The sequence below is a fragment of the Zooshikella harenae genome, assembly GCF_018837975.1.
In the GTDB taxonomy this organism is placed as follows: domain Bacteria; phylum Pseudomonadota; class Gammaproteobacteria; order Pseudomonadales; family Zooshikellaceae; genus Zooshikella; species Zooshikella harenae.
Map to the genome: position 1 here is coordinate 13,126 of NZ_JAGSOY010000039.1, position 17,723 is coordinate 30,848.

The window sequence follows — 17,723 nt, forward strand, 5'->3', positions numbered from 1 at the left end:
GTTAATTCACGGTTCTATTTGTTTTCATTAAGTTGTTTTATAAATGCACTGGCTGCATTGGATAGGGTTCGCTCACTGTGGTGAATATAGCCTAAGCTGCGATTAAGCGAGATATTTTCTGGATGCAATGCGGTTAATTGATCATCGATCATGGTGGCTGGTAATACACTCCAGGCCAGTCCAATAGACACCATCATTTTGATGGTTTCTAAATAGTTTGTGGTCATTGAAATGGTTGGGGTCAGGCCTTGCTCGCGAAATACCTGCTTGACGATACTATGGGTAAAGGTATGACTGCCTGGAAAAACGGCTTTTGTTGAGCATAAGTGCACGAGGGTCAGTGAGCGCTGTTTTGCCAAAGGATGATCTGGTGCTACCACAAAATTAAGCGTGTCCTGCCAAATAGGCTGACTGCAAATAGCATCTGTCACTAGTTTCGATCCATTGCTTGCTTGATCAGCCTGACTCGGGGCCAGGGTAATCACAGCCACTTCGACCTCCCCATGCTGAATGGCTTCGTAGGCTTGTTCTGAGTCTAAGAAGCGAATGTCCAGGGTGACTTCAGGATAAGTACGACTAAATTGACGTAATACGGGGGGTAAGCGGTGTAAGCCGATATGGTGACTGGTTGCAATGGCGAGTCGACCATTGACCTCACCACTGAGATTACGAATTTCACGGCAAGTGTCTTCGATATTAGCAAGGATGCGATAGGCTCGTGGTAATAACGCACTGCCTGCTTCAGTCAGGGTAATTTGTCGTCCAAACCGGTCAAACAGGCGGGTATCGAGTAATTGCTCTAAATTAGCAATCCGCTTACTGACGGCGGGTTGGGTCAGGCAAAGCTGGTCTGCCGCCAGTGAGAAAGACTTGGATTCAGCAACGGCGAGAAAGGCGTGTAAGATTTGTGGGTCCATGGTTTAACACTAAGCTATTCCTTTTTTTTATGCAATAATTAAAAATTATTAATTTGTTTTATTTGAAGCGAAAAATTAGCATAAAGGTATCCAATAATCACAATCCTTTATCTGCGTAGCCTGTGACTTATAGCCCAATGCACTGGTTATTTTTTTAGCGGTGCACACATGCAGGCTCTGCTGTTTAGCCTAAATAATGAGGATAGCCAAATGGCTGGCAAAACGTTATATGACAAGTTGTGGGATAGCCATGTGGTCAGTGCCCGAGATGATGGCTCTGCCTTACTTTATATTGATCGACATTTATTGCATGAGGTGACTTCACCTCAAGCTTTTGAGGGACTACGTATAGCGGGACGTCAACCGTGGCGTCTTGATGCTAACCTGGCGACACCTGACCATAATGTCCCAACCACCAGTAAAGAACGTGAGCATGGAATTGCTGGTATTGCAGACCCCATTTCTCAGATTCAGGTAAAAACCCTGGATGATAATTGCCAGCATTTTGGTATTAATGAGTTTTCCATGAAGGATCAACGCCAAGGCATTGTGCATGTTGTTGGACCAGAGCAAGGTGCAACCCTTCCCGGAATGACGGTTGTCTGTGGTGACTCTCATACGTCCACCCATGGTGCTTTTGCGGCTTTAGCCCATGGAATTGGTACCTCTGAGGTAGAGCATGTGCTTGCTACTCAGTGTCTGGTCACGAAGAAAATGAAAAACATGCAAGTTCGGGTGGAAGGCGCACTACCTAATGGGGTAACCGCAAAGGATGTGGTGCTGGCCATTATTGGCAAAATAGGTACGGCGGGTGGTACTGGGTATGCCGTTGAGTTTGCGGGTGAAAGTATTCGCAGCTTAAGCATGGAAGGGCGGATGACGGTCTGCAATATGGCCATAGAGGCGGGTGCTCGGGCGGGAATGATTGCCGTTGATGAAACCACTATTCGTTATTTACAAGGACGTCCCTTTGCGCCTCAAGGAGAGCAATGGGAACAGGCTGTGGCTTACTGGCGAACGTTGGTATCCGATAGTGATGCAGTGTTTGATGACGTAGTCACCTTACAATCTGCCGATATTCAACCACAGGTGACATGGGGTACCTCTCCAGAAATGGTGGCATCGGTGACTAGCCAAGTGCCTGACCCTGAGCAGGAAGCAGATCCAGCCCGTAGGGAAGGTATTCACCGGGCTTTACAGTATATGGGGCTGAAGCCTGGCATGGCGATCAGTGACATTAAGCTGGACCGGGTGTTTATTGGTTCTTGTACGAATGCGCGTATTGAAGATTTACGGGCCGCAGCAGAGGTTGTGAAAGGCAAGCACGTGGCAGCTACGATCAAGCAGGCACTGGTCGTACCAGGGTCAGGATTGGTTAAAACACAGGCTGAACAAGAAGGCTTGCATCAGATTTTTATGGATGCCGGCATGGAGTGGCGAGAGCCGGGTTGTTCAATGTGTTTGGCAATGAATGCTGATAAGTTAGGGGTTGGAGAACACTGTGCTTCAACCTCAAACCGTAACTTTGAAGGGCGGCAGGGCTTTGGTGGCAGAACGCATTTAGTGAGTCCGGCAATGGCTGCAGCAGCTGCAATTGCCGGTCATTTTGTTGATATAAGACAGTGGCATTAGGGGGAAATCATGCAGGCATTTACCACATTAACGGGGTTGGTCGCACCCTTAGAGCGAGACAATGTCGATACTGACATGATTATTCCCAAGCAGTTTTTAAAATCGATTAAACGCTCGGGCTTTGGTCCAAACTTGTTTGATGAGTTGCGTTACTTAGATGAAGGTCAGCCCGATCAGGATTGCAGCCAGCGTCCTGTTAACTCAGACTTTATGCTGAATCAACCTCGTTATCAAAAGGCTTCAGTTTTACTGGCAGGTCGTAACTTTGGTTGTGGCTCCAGTCGGGAGCATGCGCCTTGGGCGTTATTGGATTACGGCTTTCGTTGTATTATTGCACCAAGCTTTGCGGATATTTTCTACAACAACTGTTTTAAAAATGGCATTTTGCCGGTGGTGCTGCCTCAAGCTCAAGTAGACATAATATTCCTTGCGGAAAAGGCGGCTAAAGATGGGCTTAAACTGACAATTGATTTACAACAGCAGTTGATTACGTTGCCTGATGGTCAACAGTTTTCGTTCAATATCGACAAATTTCGTCGCAATTGTTTATTGCAAGGGCTGGATGAAATAGGTCTTACGCTTCAACAAGCGGATGCGATTAAAGGGTTTGAAGCTCGTCATCAGCAACAATTCCCATGGTTATTTGCTGAGCACTAATTCATTATAAGGCAGTATTTGCCTGTTTTTGGGAAGAGATATTTCTATGCAAGCAAAACGTGTTTTGACCTTAGCTGGTGATGGTATTGGCCCTGAAATTATGCAGCAGGGTACGCGTGTGTTGGAGGCTATTGCTAAAAAGTTTGATCTGCCCTTGCAAATAGAAACTGCTCTAATTGGTGGTGCAGCAGTTGACGTTGAAGGTCAACCTTTACCGGAGTCTACTTTAGCGGCAGCAAAGCAAAGTGATGCTATTTTGCTGGGCGCAGTGGGTGGCCCTCAGTGGGATACGCTACCTCGACCACAACGACCTGAGCAGGGATTGTTGGGGATTCGCTCACAGCTAAAGTTGTTTGCCAACTTGCGGCCAGCCTTATTGTTTGAGCCATTAGCCAGTGCATCTAGCCTTAAACCTGAGGTTGTAGCTGGGTTAGACTTACTGATTATTCGTGAGTTGACGGGAGGAATCTACTTTGGTCAACCACGCGGGGTTGAGACTTTAAATGACGGTGAACGGGAAGGTTTTAATACTTACCGTTATCGAGAGAGTGAAATAAAACGTATTGGTCATGTTGCATTCCAAGCGGCACAGCGTCGAGGTAAAAAACTGTGCTCAGTGGATAAGGCAAATGTTTTAGAAGTAACAGGGTTGTGGCGTGAGGTTATGAATGAGTTAGCTGCAGAATACCCAGATGTCGAATTGACCCATATGTATGTGGACAATGCTGCTATGCAGCTTGTTAGAGCGCCTAAGCAGTTTGATGTGATGGTGACAGGCAATATGTTTGGCGATATTTTATCGGATGAGGCGGCTATGTTAACCGGTTCAATCGGTATGTTACCGTCAGCATCTCTTGCAGAGTCTGGACTGGGCATGTATGAACCCTGCCATGGTTCAGCACCTGATATTGCAGGTCAAGATAAATCAAATCCTTTAGCTATGATTCTGTCAGTTGCTATGATGTTGCGGTACTCATTGCAGTATCCCGAAGCGGCTGCAGCCATTGAGCAAGCAGTAGCTGATGTGTTAACTCAGGGCTTGAGAACGGCCGATATTGCTCATGATGGTGATGCTATTATTGGCACGAAAGCAATGGGGGAAGCGGTTATCAAGGCACTAAATTGATAATTCGCATAGTGATTTACGACAGTTTGCATTAATCTGTAGTGTAATAGGTGTACTTAATGCGGTGCATTTATTTTTAACGTTCATAAAAAATAGGATAGATACCACAAGATGAGTAGAACATTTGATGTGGCTGTAGTTGGCGCAACAGGCGCTGTAGGGGAAACTATGCTGGCCATTTTAGCTGAGCGTAAGTTCCCTGTCGGTAAGATTTATGCGTTAGCCAGTAGTCGCTCAGCGGGTAATACCGTGATGTTTGGTAGTAAGTCAGTTGTTGTAGAAGATTTAGCTCAGTTTGATTTCAGTAAAGTTCAAATTGCGTTGTTTTCTGCGGGTGGAAGTATTTCTGCTGAATATGCACCTAAAGCGGGTGCGGCAGGTTGTGTGGTGATTGATAACACCTCGCACTTTCGTTATGACCCAGAAATACCGCTGGTGGTGCCTGAAGTTAACCCAGGAGCGATTGCTGGTTATAAAAAACACAACATTATTGCTAACCCCAACTGTTCAACTATTCAAATGCTAGTCGCATTAAAACCAATTTATGATGCAGTAGGGATTACTCGAGTTAATGTTGCAACTTATCAGGCTGTTTCGGGTACAGGTAAAGAGGCTGTTAGTGAACTTGCAGGGCAAACTGCAAAATTACTTAATGGTCAACCTGCTGAAGCTGAAGTCTATCCAACCCAAATAGCTTTTAATGTATTGCCTCATATTGATGTGTTTCAGGACAATGGATACACCAAAGAAGAAATGAAAATGGTGTGGGAAACACAGAAAATTTTTGAAGATGCTGAGATTAAAGTTAATCCTACTTGTGTGAGAGTGCCTGTATTCTATGGTCACTCAGAAGCTGTGCATATTGAAACGCGCACTAAAATTACGGCAGATGACGTCAAGTCACTTTTACAAAAGGCACCAGGTGTCGAGTTAATGGATGAGCATCAGGATGGAGGATATCCAACACCAGTGAAGCAAGCTTGTGGCAGTGATCCAGTATTTGTTGGGCGAATCCGTGAAGATATTTCTTGTGATCTGGGTCTCAATTTGTGGGTTGTAGCGGATAATGTGCGCAAGGGAGCAGCGCTAAACAGTGTACAAATTGCTGAGATATTGATAAAAGACTATTTATAATTGATACTTAGTAAGGTTATTACATCTAATTTCTAGATTTTGTTATTAACTAGTTATCAATTTTTTTGTGAAGTAATATCTTGTTCCATTGTGACGCTGGGCAGGTAAGCGGGCTACTTATCTGTCCATTCTGTTTTATACTCATCAAGAAAATGACACTTTGTGCTATCACTTGAATAGATGCATTTTATATTTTTAGGCTGCTTATGTGAGCTACGTAATGGTTACCTGGGGAACTGGCAGAAAAAAAACGGGTCGGGATGAGTATGAATTCTCTGGCTGCTCAACAGAGCAAGACTTTACCGAATAATAAAGGATTGAGAATTATGGTGCGCAAGCTAGCAGTAGCAGTCGCGGCTGCCGGATTATTGACATCTGGCGTGGCGAATGCTCTTGGACTTGGGGAAATTACCCTCAATTCCGCATTAAACCAACCCCTTGATGCTGAAATAGAGCTGATACAAGTGCGGGAATTGGGGTCCTCTGAGATATTGCCGAATCTGGCAACGAATGAGGACTTCAATCGTGCGGGTGTAGAGCGCATATTCTTTCTCAGCAATCTAAAGTTTCAAACTGTCGTGCAAAAAAACGGCCGGGCATATATAAAAGTCACCAGTCGTAAGCCTGTCAGTGAACCCTATTTAAATTTTCTTGTTGAGGTGCATTGGCCAAGTGGTCGCCTATTACGTGAATATACAGTCCTTCTCGATCCTCCTACATTTAGCCAGCAGCCAGTTACTACTGTTCAAGCACCTGCTTCCAGTGCGCCTACTCAGCAACCCCGTGCTGAGCAACCAGTAAGGTCTTCTTCTGCACCGAGCAGTCAACCTGCCACTACGGGTGGCTTAGATGGTGATAATTACTCAATCCGTGCAAATGACACATTGTGGGAGATTGCTGCACAAGTCAAACCATCTCGCGATGTAACAGTTCACCAGACCATGGTTGCCATACAGGCTCTCAATCCTGATGCGTTTATCAATGACAATATCAACCTGCTGAAACGTGGCAAGGTGCTCCGAGTGCCAAGCTCAGAGCAAATCAAGCAGGTTTCGCATAATGAAGCGGTTTCGTTGGTGGCGGAACAAACCCGGGCCTGGAAAGCCGGTGATCTACAGGCACCTCAGCTTGATGCAACACGCCGCGCCTCAGCGGCACCAGAAGCTGAAGCTGGTGATGGCGATGGCCGACTGAAAATTGTTTCAGCGCCAGCTACGCCTACTGCTTCACAAGAAGAAGGTGGGGGTGACACAGGGCAAACAGGACCCTCTGCACAACAAGTTGAAACGCTACAAAACGAGCTGTCTGTTACTCAGGAAAATTTAGACAAAGCCCGTCGTGAAAACGAAGAAATCACATCCAGGCTTACTGAGTTGGAAGATCAGATTGGCACATTACAGCGCTTGCTAAGTTTGAAAGATGAGCAGCTCGCTGCATTACAGGCGAAGTTGAGTGAGCAGGAGGTTGCGACAACCCAGCCTGCAGTATCTGAACCCGAGCCTGTCAGAGAGCCAGCTGTTACTACTGAGCCAGAGCCTGAAACTGAGCCCGTTCCTACTGAGACTGTTGAGACGCCACAGCCAAAACCAGAAGTCAGCCTGATTGATCGTATTTTGCAAGAGCCAATGTACTTGGTCGGTGCAGGCGGAACAGTGGTATTAGTGGTGCTGGGCTTGCTGTTTTTGTCCCGTCGTAATGCCCGTAAAGAAGAAGAGCTGTATCAGGAATCCTTGGAAGCCGAAGCAGATACCATGCTGATCGACGAAGAGGAGGAACTAGAGCAAAAAAAAATTTCCGAGGCCGCGCTAGAGGAAGACGAGAAGCCCTCAGCGCCAGTGAAGCCTGAAACCAGTGATCCATTAGGTGAAGCTGATATTTATATTGCATATGGCCGTTTCTCTCATGCAGAAGATCTCTTACGTAATGCTATTAATGATGAACCAAGCAGGACTGATTTGCGGGTCAAGCTGCTTGAGGTTTATGCAGAAATGCAAAATGCTGATGCATTTAAGCGAGAATTTTCTGAGCTTGAAGAGTTAGCTGATCATGGAGCCATAAATAAGGCGAATGCGCTTAAAGCGAAGTTTCCCTCTGATGCTTTTGGGGTCGCAGATACAGATACAGGCATCGACTATTTTGCAGGTGACCAGGATCTGGCCAGCCTTGAAGCAGAACTGTCTGGTGATACTTTAACCATGGATGATCTGGACGAAGAGTTGAGTCTGGATGATTTGGGTTTGGAAGAGCCTTCAAGCGTTGAAGTACCTGAGGAAGAAAGTGTTGTCGGTTCATCAGATTTGGATGAAGAACTCGACTTATCCCTTGATGACTTAGAAAAGGAAGTTGATGAGTTATCTGGTGAGTTGAGCTTGGATGCACTGGATGAAGCTGCTGAAGCCTCTCAAGAAATTCACCCTCAAGAGCGGGAAGCTGGATATGCTGAGATTGAGGGGCTTGACTTTGATCTTGATAAAGAATTAGCAGAGGTTGATGCAGAATCTCAAGGTTTGGATTTTGATCTGGAAGGTATTGAACCTGCAAGTGCTGAATCATTAGACGATGCGCTTAGCCTGGATCTGGAAACAACAGATTTGGACGCAGGTGAAGTGGAAAGTCCTCTGGATGAATTTGCTCTGGATGAAGAGCTGAAACTTGAGCCTGAGCAGCCATTAGCAGATACAGAAGAGGTTGAAATGGATTTCAGCTTGGATGACCTTGAAATCGAAGATACCGATGTTGCTGCATTTGATGAGGCCTTTGATCTTTCTGTGAGCGATGAGGCGGTGGCTGGTAATGAACCTGCACCTGCTGCAGAAGCAGCTGTTACAGAACCAGAACTGACATCCGAAGAAAAAGACTTTATGCTTGGCGCTGAATTAGATGACGATTTGGCTTCTTTGGATGCGGCTACTGAAAGTTTAGCAGCGGAGTTGTCAGGTGCTGTAGGAGAAGAAGAGTCTGTAACTCAGAAAGTGGTTGAGCCTGAACCTCAAGTGAAACCTGCTCCTGTTACAGAGGCTAAACCTGAGCCAGTACCTGAAGCACCTAAAGCAGCACCTGTTGCAGAAAGTGCAGATGACATGGCACTGTTAGCGGGTGCTGATGAAACCGCTACTAAACTTGACCTTGCTCGTGCTTACATCGATATGGGAGATCATGAAGGTGCTCGTGATATCTTAGATGAAGTTATGCACGAAGGTAATGACAGTCAAAAACAGGAAGCCCAGACATTAATTAATAGTATGGGTTAAATGGTAAAAGAAGTAACTTTAGTGTCGGATTCAACTTCCCAGCCCGTTGATTCCGACACTCAGCGCTATGCCGCCAGTGTTGAATATGACGGCTCTCCTTTTCTAGGCTGGCAAACTCAAAAGCATGGGCCTTCTGTACAAGCTGCAGTGGAAGCTGCGCTGTCCAAGGTCGCTAATCACCCAGTCAGTGTTGTCTGTGCAGGTAGAACCGACACAGGTGTCCATGCGTCCAACCAAATTATTCATTTTGATAGTCCAGCCGATCGCAGTTTACGTGGGTGGGTGTTTGGTGCTAACAGTAACTTACCACCACAGGTCGCTGTGCGCTGGGTGAAACCTGTTGCCAACGATTTTCATGCCCGGTTTCGGGCGGACTACCGACGCTACCGCTATGTTATTTATAATGCGCCAGTGCGTCCTGCAGCCTTAGCAAAAGGTGTGACTTGGAATTATCGGCCTTTGGATGCAAAAAAAATGCATGAAGCTGCTCAACATTTGGTTGGCGAGCATGATTTTACGTCATTTCGTGCCATTGGCTGTCAGGCGAAAACACCTCGCCGAAATGTCACGCATCTCACAGTAAAGCGTTATGGTGAGTTGGTGGTTATTGATGTGCAAGCTAATGCATTTTTACATCATATGGTTCGTAATATTGCTGGTGTGTTGATGGCGATTGGTTGTGGTAAGCGTGCTATAAGCTGGATTCAGGACGTTTTGGCTGTACAAGATCGTACGCAAGGTGGGGTGACAGCACCACCTTATGGTTTGTATTTTGTTGATGTGGGGTATCCTGACCAATTTGGGTTAGAGCGTGGAGCTTTAGGTCCTTATTTTTTATCAGCGCTATTACCCGAGTAGTAAATGGATGGACTGTGAACGGTAATCCAGTATCTGTTTTTGTATTTTTAACAGTGGCATAAAAAAGGGCATAAGGGTGAAGCCAAGAACAAGAATAAAAATTTGTGGAATAACTCAGCCTGGTGATGCTGCCTTTGCTGTAGCAGCAGGGGTTGATGCAATTGGTTTAGTCTTTTACCCGAAAAGTCCTAGAGCCGTTTCAATTGCCCAGGCGCAGGTTATTGTTAGCAAGGTGCCTGGTTTTGTAACCGTGACAGGTTTATTTGTTGATGCTTCTGCAGAGTGTGTTTGGCAACATTTAGAGGCGATCCCGCTTGGCTTGCTGCAGTTTCATGGCAATGAATCTGCAGAATTCTGTGAACAGTTCAAACGTCCCTATATAAAGGCAGTTCGCGTGCAGCCAGGTATGGATATTAACGCGGTGATCGGGCAGTATAAAACAGCTTGTGGTATTTTACTGGATAGTTATCAGCCTGGAGTACCTGGAGGTACAGGCACATGCTTTGATTGGCAGGCTATTCCTAATGACTTGGGGCAGCCGTTGATCATGGCCGGGGGACTGACACCAGAAAATGTCCGGCAAGCCATCCAAACGCTTCACCCATTTGCGGTGGATGTAAGTGGTGGTGTTGAGATAAGTAAGGGTGTTAAAGACCATCAAAAAATTCTGGCTTTTGTGAGAGAGGTTGCCAGTGTCTGAGCATATAACCGAGGAAGTTTTAAAAAGTTTACCAGATGCCAGTGGCCATTTTGGTAAATACGGTGGCCGCTTTGTATCTGAAACATTAATGGCGGCATTAGATGAGCTAAATGAAACCTATCAGAAGCTTTCAAAGGATAAGGACTTTTTAGCTGAGTTCGACCGTGACCTTAATTACTATGTTGGTCGCCCATCACCTCTCTACCATGCTGAACGATGGTCGCGCACAGTAGGTGGCGCGCAGATATATCTTAAGCGGGAAGACCTTAATCATACAGGTGCCCACAAGGTAAATAACACAATTGGTCAGGCCTTATTAGCGAAATTTATGGGCAAGCCCAAAGTCATTGCTGAAACGGGAGCAGGTCAACATGGTGTGGCTTCCGCCACAGTGGCTGCCAGGTTGGGACTGGAGTGTAAGGTGTTTATGGGGGCGGTGGATGTTGAGCGCCAATCACTCAATGTTTACCGTATGAAGTTGTTAGGGGCCGAAGTCGAAGCCGTTCAGTCTGGCTCAAAAACGCTTAAAGATGCACTTAATGAAGCGTTGCGCCATTGGGTCACCCATGTCGATGATACTTTCTATATTATTGGCACTGTGGCAGGTCCTCACCCTTATCCACAAATGGTACGTGATTTCCAAGCGGTTATTGGCCGAGAAGCAAAGCAGCAGTGTATAGCGCAAACCGGGCGTTTACCTGATGCTTTAGTCGCCTGTGTGGGGGGCGGCTCTAACGCGATTGGCTTATTTTATCCCTTTATTGCAAATCAGCAGGTCGCTATGTATGGCGTGGAGGCCGCTGGCTTGGGTCTGTCTACGGGTAAACATTCTGCGCCTTTGTGTGCAGGACGTTCTGGTGTTCTTCATGGCAATCGAACCTACCTAATGCAGGATGACAATGGACAGATAATTGAAACTCACTCTGTTTCTGCTGGTCTTGATTATCCTGGTGTAGGTCCTGAGCATGCCTGGTTGAAAGATATTGGGCGGGCGAATTATGTGTCAATTACTGATGAGGAGGCTCTAGCCGCATTTCATAAGCTGACACAATTAGAAGGCATTATTCCTGCGTTGGAAAGTAGTCATGCCCTTGCTTATGCTGAGAAACTGGCTGCTACTATGAGGCCTGATCAGACTATTGTGGTGAATTTGTCAGGGCGGGGTGATAAAGATATTCATACTGTCGCAGCGCTTGATGGGGTCCAGGTTTAATAGGGGGAGTTATCATGAGTCGTATTCAGGACTGTTTTGCTGCACTGTCGGCTAAGCAACATAAAGCGTTAATTCCATATATTACAGCGGGGGATAGTCATCCCTCTATGACAGTACCCTTAATGCACGGTCTTGTTAAGGCGGGTGCTGATATTATTGAACTTGGCATCCCATTTTCTGACCCAATGGCTGATGGGCCTGTTATTCAGCTTGCCTGTGAGCGGGCTTTACGACATGGCATTAATATCCAGCAAGTGTTGGCAATGGTGGCTGAGTTTCGTCAAACCGATCAGTTAACACCTGTTGTGCTTATGGGCTATTTAAATCCTATTGAGAACATGGGCTATGATACGTTTGCCCTTGCTGCTGCCGAAGCTGGTGTTGATGGGGTTTTAACGGTAGACTTGCCGCCCGAAGAAGCTGACTTATTGTCCACGGCATTAAATACACATCATATTGATAGCATTTTTTTACTGTCACCCACGACAGAAGACGCACGAATTGCACAAATTGCCAAAGCCTCAAGTGGTTATTTGTATTATGTATCATTGAAAGGGGTGACAGGTGCTGCATCACTCAATGTCAGTGATGTGGCTGAGCGTTTAAATTTAATTCGACAACATACAACCCTGCCAATTGCGGTTGGATTTGGCATTAAAGACGGCGCATCGGCTCAAGCTATTTCAGCCTTGGCAGATGGTGTTGTGGTTGGTAGCGCACTGGTGTCTCAAATCGGTGCAGAACAAGAAAACCAAGATGTGGCTCTCGCCAAGGTGACAGCTATTTTGGCTGAGATGCGCCACGCAATGGATTCATAGTAATTATCCAGAACGATTAATCGCTGTTTAGCAACAATTTTGAGAGAAAACATGGCTAACTGGCTACTCGATAAAATTCTGCCATCGCTTTCACGACCTGATGACAGCAGCAAACGTCGTAGTGTTCCTGAAGGGCTTTGGAAGAAATGTATAAAGTGTAATTCCATTCTCTACGCACCAGAGTCGAGAAGAAACCTGGATGTCTGTCCTAAGTGTGGTCACCATATGCGGATTTCTGCTCGTATACGTCTTGACTACTTTTTGGACCTAGATGGTCGAGAAGAAATTGCAGCAGATTTAGAGCCTGTTGATCGTCTTAAATTTAAAGATAGTAAGAAATATAAAGACAGACTCAGTGCAGCGCAAAAACAAACTGGTGAGCGTGATGCGCTTATCGTAATGAAGGGGGCAGTGAAAGATGTCCCCTTAGTAGCAGCAGCCTTTGAGTTTTCCTTTATGGGAGGCTCTATGGGATCTGTTGTTGGTGAGAAGTTTGTGCGTGCAGTGAATATCTGTCTTGAACATCGATTACCATTGGTTTGCTTTGCCGCAAGTGGTGGTGCTCGGATGCAGGAAGCTTTATTTTCACTGATGCAAATGGCAAAAACCAGTGCAGCGCTGGAAAAAATGAAAGAGGCTGGTTTACCTTTTATCTCAGTATTAACTGATCCTGTTTATGGTGGAGTGTCTGCAAGTCTTGCCATGCTGGGTGATATCAATATTGCTGAGCCTAATGCGCTTATCGGGTTTGCAGGTCCTCGAGTTATTGAGCAAACAGTACGTGAAAAGCTGCCCGAAGGTTTCCAACGTAGTGAGTTTTTACTTGAGCATGGTGCGATTGATATGATTGTGCCGCGTTCAGAACTACGAGACTGTATTTCAGGGCTTATAGCTAAACTGGTCTATGCAGAACGTCCTGACGTAAAAGTTGAAACAAACGATCCAGTTGCAAATACTGAATACTCTCCTGAAGAGCATGCTCCAGAAAGTGAAGAAGTTGAAGGGGTGTCGGTCTCTACAACAGAATCTTATCTAACAGATGATGCAGCTGAGTCTGCTGAGCCTAAGCCGGAGTCAGTAAAGAAAGATGAAGTTTAGCTGTCTTGAGGATTGGCTACATTGGCAGGAGTCTTTACATACCCAAGAGATTGATTTGGGGCTTGACCGGGTTCAGGCTGTTTGGCAAAGGTTAGCACTTGGTAAGCCTGCACCTTGGGTTTTTACTGTCGCTGGTACTAATGGTAAAGGCAGTACCGTTGCCTTACTTAATAGCATACTGCAACATAATGGCTATAAAGTGGGGGTTTATACATCACCACACTTACGTCGTTACAATGAGCGGGTTGTTATTAACCAACAGCCCGCCAGTGATCAAGATTTTTGCAAGGCCTTTACTGCGATTGATCAAGCACGAGGTGATATTTCTCTAACTTACTTTGAGTTTGGTACCTTAGCCGCATTATGGTTGTTTGCTCAGCAAGCACTGGATGCAGTGGTGCTTGAAGTTGGCTTAGGTGGACGGCTTGATGCTGTCAATATCATTGATGCAGATGTGGCAATAATCACATCCATTGGTGTAGACCATGAAGCTTGGTTAGGTTCTGATCCTGAAGTCATTGCTGCTGAAAAAGCGGGCATATTTCGCTCAGAGCAGTGGGCGGTTTGTGGAGAGGTGCCTGTTCCTCATAGTATTTTGGCAAAAGCGGAAAATCTGGGGACACATCTATATTGTCGAGCGCAAGACTATCATGTGACGAGGCAGGCAAACCATTGGACTTTTGCGGGGATTGGCGCTGATGGTCAGCCTATTAACTGGTCATCATTGCCACCACCACAGTTAACGATGGTCAATGCAGTTAACGTTTTACAAGCGCTGGTTCTATCGCCCTTTATTCTAGATCATGAAGCACTTTGTGTTGCTTTACGGGAGACAACAATACCTGGTCGTTTTCAACGGATACCATGGCGTAACTCGCAAGGTGAGCCGATTGAGTTGATTTTAGATGTTGCTCATAATCCTCATGCTGCTGAAAATTTGAGTTGTCAGTTACAACAGTTATCTCCTACTAAGATGCAGGCAGTATTAGCTATTATGGCTGATAAGGATAGCTTGGGTGTTGTTGAGCCATTCTCTTCTATGGTTGATAGCTGGTGGATCAGTACTATTCCTGACTTACCCCGAGCTAAACCTTGTTCAGAGTTAGCGGGTGAAATGCAGTTGCACTATCGTATACAGCAAAAACCAACTGTTGCTGATGCCTTAATGAGCGCTATTGAGCATTCATCTACGGGTGAGCGTATTTTAGTGATGGGGTCTTTTTATACTGTAGCTGCAGCGATGGATGCACTTGCACTTTAGTATGCATCTTTAGCTGAAAAAAACTGTCAAAAGAAATACATTGTAAGTCGTGTAGAAAATTAACAATCAAATAGCCAGCATGACAGAATAAAGTTTAATCATGCATAATCTTTATCTGGTTTAAGTGTACTGTTGGCGTCGTACAATAGGCTTAAGTACGAGGAATCTTCATGTTTATTGATGATGGTTTAAAACAACGTGTTGTTGGTGCCATCGTTTTAGTGGCGTTTGCCGCTATTTTTTTGCCTTGGCTTTTTGATGAAAAGACGACCTATGAGCATGTGAGTGCTGAGCTACCACCACCACCACCCGCTATTGCTGAGCCTAATTTTGTTGATGAGGCCAGGGCTCAAGCAAAGAAAGAATTAGCCGCAATTAATCCAAATCCTGAGCATGTTAATGAGGTTCAGGAAGCGCCTGTTTCAGAAGAAATGTCGAAACCATTAGCTGAATTAGATACAGATAACGTCTCGTCAGAAGACTCATCTTCAGAACAGCACCAAAGTGCTCAGCCACAAGCGGTTGAGCAAAGTGCCCTTGATCAACCTAAAACGGAAGTAGTACATCATCAGGCTGATAAGAAAGATAAACCTAGCCTGGATAAAAATGGCTTGCCTATCAGTTGGACGGTTCAAGTAGGCACATTTGCAGATGGTAATAATGCTGACTCACTGGTGAAAAAACTACAGACAGAAGGTTATAAAGCTTATAGTCAAAAATTACCCAGTAGTAAGCATGGCTTGGTAACACGCGTTTTTGTTGGGCCTCGTTTTACGAAAAAACAACTGCAACCTGTTGTGCAAGCACTACAAGAAAAGTGGCAGTTAGACGGAATCATTGTGAGGTATACCCCTTAGCCAAGCTTGGGCGCTTGGCTACCATCTGTTACAATGCCCGCCAATTTCCTGACACAATGAAGTGAATATTTTTATGGCCGTGATGTTTACTTGGGTGGATTGGTTAGTTGTTGGCATTATTGCGATTTCCAGCCTTATCAGCTTATCACGTGGCTTTTTGCAAGAAGCATTGTCACTGGTTGTTTGGGTGGCGGCAGTTATAATTGCCTGGACCTTCGGTGGCAGTCTTGCGCATATCTTCAGTGATTATGTTGCGACACCTTCAGTTCAAAAAATTCTCGCCTGTAGTGTACTGTTTTTGGTTACCTTAGTCGTGGGAGGGTTGATAACCAAGCTGTTAGCTGAGCTTGTCAAAGCAACAGGACTGACAGGTACTGATCGTGTACTAGGCATGCTTTTTGGTGCGGCTCGTGGTGTTGTTGTCGTGGTATTGCTTGTGGGTATTGTTGGTTTTGCACCTGTTGAACAAGACCCCTGGTGGCAACAATCTCAGTTAATCCCTTATTTTAAAGAAATGGCTGACTGGTCTATGGATACCTTGATGACCTGGCTTCAACCAGTGCTGGACCAGGTAAGTCTTAAGCAAAAAACCACTTAGCTTTGCAATAACAGAGCCTCTAACAGGTTCTGACCTAGAAATTATAAACTATAGTTTGATCATTCAGAACTGATGAGGTAGCTGCATGTGTGGGATAGTAGGCATGGTGGCCAAGCGTAACATCAATCAAGCGCTTTATGATGCATTGACAGTGTTACAACATCGGGGACAAGACGCGGCGGGGATCGTGACATGTTCAGATCACCGTTTTTTTTTACGTAAGGATAATGGTTTAGTTCGAGATGTTTTCCGAACCAGACATATGCAGCGGCTGGTGGGTAATATTGGTATAGGTCATGTTCGTTATCCCACTGCAGGAAGCTCAAGTTCAGCCGAAGCTCAACCATTCTATGTCAATTCACCTTATGGAATAACGCTGGCGCATAATGGCAATCTGACCAATGCAGACCAGATAAAAGAACATTTATTTAAAGCCGACCTTCGTCATATCAATACCCACTCTGATTCAGAAATTTTACTGAATGTTTTTGCTCATGAATTGCAAAAGCTGAATAAACTGACACCAGAGCCTGCTGATATTTTTGCAGCGATCAAACAAGTACATCATCGGTGTGAAGGTGGCTATGCTGTAGTAGCTATGCTGGTGGGTCATGGCATTGTTGGTTTTAGAGATCCCCATGGCATACGTCCCCTGGTGTATGGTCGTCGGCAAACACCAAGTGGCTATGAATACATGCTAGCTTCTGAAAGTGTTGCGCTGGATGTTTTAGGTTTTGATCTGGTAGCGGATGTTGCGCCAGGGGAGGCGATCTATATTACTGCAGAAGGTGAGCTGCATCAGATGCAATGTGCTGAATCGCCTCAATTGACGCCTTGCATTTTTGAGTATGTTTATTTTGCACGTCCCGACTCAATCATTGATGGTAGCTCAGTTTATAAAGCGCGCTTAAAAATGGGAGAAAAACTGGCAGAAAAAATTCTTAAAACCTATCCAGATCATGACATCGATGTTGTTATCCCTATACCCGATACCAGCCGTACATCTGCCTTACAGATGGCCAACCGTCTTGGTGTTAAATATCGAGAAGGTTTCATAAAAAATCGCTATATTGGCCGTACATTTATTATGCCGGGACAACAAGAGCGTAAAAAGTCAGTACGACAAAAACTCAATGCGATTGATTTGGAGTTTAAGGGTAAGAATGTGTTGCTAGTGGATGATTCTATTGTCCGTGGTACGACCTGTAAGCAAATTATTGAAATGGCTCGTGATGCCGGTGCCGCTAAAGTGTATTTCTGCTCTGCAGCACCTGCTATACGCTTCCCCAATGTGTATGGTATTGATATGCCTTCTGCTCATGAGTTAATCGCTTTTAATCGGACTGAACAAGAGGTGGCTGAAATTATTGGGGCAGACTGGTTGGTTTATCAGGATTTGACAGATTTACAACATGCTGTGGCAGAAGGGTCAGGTGCTACCTTTGATGGATTTGAATGTTCAGTTTTTGATGGTCAATATATAGCGGGTAATATTACGGCAGATTATTTAGAACAGTTACGTCAACAACGAAGTGATGCCGCTAAAGAGAAAAAAGTAGCGGAAAATACTGTTATTGATTTACATAATGATGCTTAAATATTA

15 protein-coding genes are annotated in these 17,723 nt (G+C 45.3%); 14 read left to right on the plus strand and 1 reads right to left on the minus strand.

Annotated features, from left to right (window positions below):
• Positions 1–14 precede the first annotated feature (14 nt).
• Complete coding sequence (locus KCG35_RS15535) at positions 15–917, minus strand: LysR family transcriptional regulator (protein ID WP_215820708.1); 903 nt, start codon at positions 915–917, stop codon at positions 15–17.
• A gap of 210 nt (positions 918–1,127) precedes the next feature.
• Here KCG35_RS15535 and leuC point away from each other — a divergent pair, with 210 nt between their 5' ends.
• From leuC to purF, 14 genes are all read left to right on the plus strand, one after another.
• Positions 1,128–2,549, plus strand: coding sequence for a 3-isopropylmalate dehydratase large subunit (leuC, locus tag KCG35_RS15540; RefSeq protein WP_215820709.1), 1,422 nt, complete (start codon positions 1,128–1,130; stop codon positions 2,547–2,549).
• A gap of 9 nt (positions 2,550–2,558) precedes the next feature.
• Complete coding sequence (leuD, locus tag KCG35_RS15545; RefSeq protein WP_215820710.1) at positions 2,559–3,206, plus strand: 3-isopropylmalate dehydratase small subunit; 648 nt, start codon at positions 2,559–2,561, stop codon at positions 3,204–3,206.
• 46 nt (positions 3,207–3,252) lie between these two features.
• A complete protein-coding gene (gene leuB / locus KCG35_RS15550) occupies positions 3,253–4,332 on the plus strand; it encodes a 3-isopropylmalate dehydrogenase (protein ID WP_215820711.1) in 1,080 nt (359 codons plus the stop codon).
• Between the two features lie 111 nt (positions 4,333–4,443).
• Positions 4,444–5,466, plus strand: a complete 1,023-nt coding sequence (locus tag KCG35_RS15555; RefSeq protein WP_215820712.1) for an aspartate-semialdehyde dehydrogenase — start codon at positions 4,444–4,446, stop codon at positions 5,464–5,466.
• A 326-nt stretch (positions 5,467–5,792) separates the two neighbouring features.
• Positions 5,793–8,717, plus strand: a complete 2,925-nt coding sequence (locus KCG35_RS15560; protein WP_215820713.1) for a motility hub landmark protein FimV — start codon at positions 5,793–5,795, stop codon at positions 8,715–8,717.
• Positions 8,718–9,575: a tRNA pseudouridine(38-40) synthase TruA gene (gene truA / locus KCG35_RS15565; protein WP_215820714.1), complete on the plus strand. Its 858-nt coding sequence runs from the start codon at positions 8,718–8,720 to the stop codon at positions 9,573–9,575.
• Positions 9,576–9,651: 76 nt separating this feature from the next.
• On the plus strand, positions 9,652–10,275 hold the full coding sequence (locus tag KCG35_RS15570; RefSeq protein ID WP_215820715.1) for a phosphoribosylanthranilate isomerase: 624 nt from the start codon (positions 9,652–9,654) through the stop codon (positions 10,273–10,275).
• Positions 10,268–11,488 carry a tryptophan synthase subunit beta gene (gene trpB, locus KCG35_RS15575; protein ID WP_215820716.1) on the plus strand — a complete coding sequence of 407 codons (1,221 nt, stop codon included), beginning with the start codon at positions 10,268–10,270 and terminating at the stop codon, positions 11,486–11,488. Before KCG35_RS15570 ends, trpB begins: the two co-directional genes overlap by 8 nt.
• A gap of 14 nt (positions 11,489–11,502) precedes the next feature.
• The gene (gene trpA, locus KCG35_RS15580) at positions 11,503–12,306 is read left to right on the plus strand and encodes a tryptophan synthase subunit alpha (RefSeq protein WP_215820717.1); all 804 of its coding nucleotides are present in this window, start codon (positions 11,503–11,505) and stop codon (positions 12,304–12,306) included.
• A 51-nt stretch (positions 12,307–12,357) separates the two neighbouring features.
• The gene (gene accD / locus KCG35_RS15585) at positions 12,358–13,404 is read left to right on the plus strand and encodes an acetyl-CoA carboxylase, carboxyltransferase subunit beta (protein WP_215820718.1); all 1,047 of its coding nucleotides are present in this window, start codon (positions 12,358–12,360) and stop codon (positions 13,402–13,404) included.
• Positions 13,394–14,665 (plus strand): bifunctional tetrahydrofolate synthase/dihydrofolate synthase, encoded by a 1,272-nt coding sequence (gene folC, locus KCG35_RS15590; protein WP_215820719.1) that lies wholly within the window; start codon positions 13,394–13,396, stop codon positions 14,663–14,665. Before accD ends, folC begins: the two co-directional genes overlap by 11 nt.
• A gap of 170 nt (positions 14,666–14,835) precedes the next feature.
• Positions 14,836–15,522 carry an SPOR domain-containing protein gene (locus KCG35_RS15595; protein WP_215820720.1) on the plus strand — a complete coding sequence of 229 codons (687 nt, stop codon included), beginning with the start codon at positions 14,836–14,838 and terminating at the stop codon, positions 15,520–15,522.
• Between the two features lie 73 nt (positions 15,523–15,595).
• Complete coding sequence (locus KCG35_RS15600; protein ID WP_230409206.1) at positions 15,596–16,120, plus strand: CvpA family protein; 525 nt, start codon at positions 15,596–15,598, stop codon at positions 16,118–16,120.
• An 85-nt stretch (positions 16,121–16,205) separates the two neighbouring features.
• Positions 16,206–17,717: an amidophosphoribosyltransferase gene (purF, locus tag KCG35_RS15605; protein WP_215820721.1), complete on the plus strand. Its 1,512-nt coding sequence runs from the start codon at positions 16,206–16,208 to the stop codon at positions 17,715–17,717.
• The last annotated feature ends 6 nt before the right edge of the window (positions 17,718–17,723 follow it).